At 57.4% G+C, this 1,830-nt stretch carries 1 pseudogene; it reads left to right on the top strand.

What is annotated here, in order from left to right:
- Positions 1 to 121 precede the first annotated feature (121 nt).
- Positions 122 to 1,830: pseudogene (locus HMPREF2565_RS04195) on the top strand (hypothetical protein); the annotation flags it as partial.

Raw genomic sequence — 1,830 nt, 5'->3', positions numbered from 1 at the left:
GGGGGGGGTAGGGTCTCAGCTTGAGTCCAGTCTGCCTTCAGGAACGCCTAAGTAGCTTCGGAATCTGACCGAGGGCGGGCTGTTGACCGGTTTCTTAATTGTTCTCATGAAAGGATTCTTCATGAATGTGAAGAAATTCAACGGTTCTGCCCGTCGCCGCGGTACGACGATCGCAGCCGCCGCTCTTTCTGTTGCCATGGTGGGCCCGTTTGTGCAGCCAGTTGTTAACCCAACTGCTGCTCCGGCTGCCTTCGCTCAAGAAGGTTTGGACGCAGCTGCCCCGACTTCTCAGGATCAGATTATTGATGCCGACATGATCGCTAGCGGTCGTGTCACCAAGGCTGCTAACCTGACCGACGCGCAGGGCGTTGGTAAGGGCCTGATTTCGGGTCACGTGTATCTGACCGGCCCCAAGGGCAACCCTGGCTCCACGATCGACAACGGCAACATCCCAATGGATGGTGTCACGGTCTACGCGCAGTTCCGTGATAAGGACGGTTCCTACTCGCCGATCTTCAGCGCGAAGACGCACACCCTCCCCGATGTTGTCGGCGGTAACGGTGGCCGGGGCACCTACGCCTTCGGTACGGGCAAAAAGGGCATCACCTGGACAGACAAGCTGGGTCGCGAGCACACTTGGGCGGCACGTACTGACCAGAAGCACCGCATCTGGGTTGAGCCGTATACGAATGACCGTGGCAACAAGGTTGTCATGTTCCGTCAGGCTAACGGATTCGTGCCTGGTTCCTTCAACGGCCTAGTTGAGGGTCCTCTTGGTTCCTTTGCCGCTGCTGACGGAAACATTCAGCTGACGGCGGCCTTCTATCAGGAAGTTCCACCAAACCACGAGGACAGCTGGATGGCTGCCAAGGGTGACAAGCTCGTTGAGGATCCAGAGGGCCCAATCAAGCTGGCCGCGACCCAGACTAAGGTTCCTAACACCATCTCGGGCCGCGTTTGGCTTGAGACCGGTGGTCCGGACAAGGGCATTGTTGCTACCGGTCCATCGATGAACAGTGCTGACGAGGCAGCTGACGGTTACACCGTGTACGCATCGACCCTTACCAAGGACGGCGCTGCAGCCAACAAGAAACTGCACGAGCAGTACAAGAACGACCCTGAAAAGCTGACCGCAGAGACCAAGAAGATGCTCGAGGACCACCCCGAGTACATCCTCAAGACCGTCTACGGTAAGACCGATAACAAGGGTAACTACACCCTGCGCTTCGGTGAGTACGAAAAGGGTCAGAAGCGCGAAGACATCCTCAACCCGAACCACGTGTTCGTGTGGGTTGAGAACAAGGACGGTGTCGTTCAGAACGGCTACACTGGTTTCCATACCCCGGTTTTCCAGCGCTTCGACGACGGCGGCAACTTCCGCGCATCGGCAGTGCCTGGTGAGAACCAGCTGCCGATTGATTTCAACGGCGTTCCGTTCCAGAACCTAAACTCGCTGTACAACGTCAACTACGCAGTCATGCCGTTCACCCCAGTGTCGATCACGGCTGACTACAACGCCACCGATAAGCCGGCTGCCCCGGGCACCACCGTGACCCCAGAGTTCAACGGCGACCTGTCGACCCTGCCTTCCAAGGTTGAGTGGCGTGACTCGAAGGGTAACGTTCTCAAGACTTGCGAACTTGACCAGTCCAAGGGTATCAAGGCTCAGGTTGCAGAGTGCACCTTCGACATCCCTGAGGATGCTAAGAAGGGCGATATCTTCAACGTAGTCCTCGTTTCGGGTGGTAACGACGTTTCCGCATGGTCCGTCCTGGTGACCAAGGACGCAGACGAGTACACGCCTGCGTACGAGGAGAAGCTGGTTGTTCC

This window comes from Corynebacterium sp. HMSC072A04, assembly GCF_001809235.1.
In the GTDB taxonomy this organism is placed as follows: domain Bacteria; phylum Actinomycetota; class Actinomycetes; order Mycobacteriales; family Mycobacteriaceae; genus Corynebacterium; species Corynebacterium hiratae.
The sequence above is the reverse complement of the archived record's forward strand: the minus strand, read 5'-3'. Positions and strand labels throughout refer to the sequence as shown.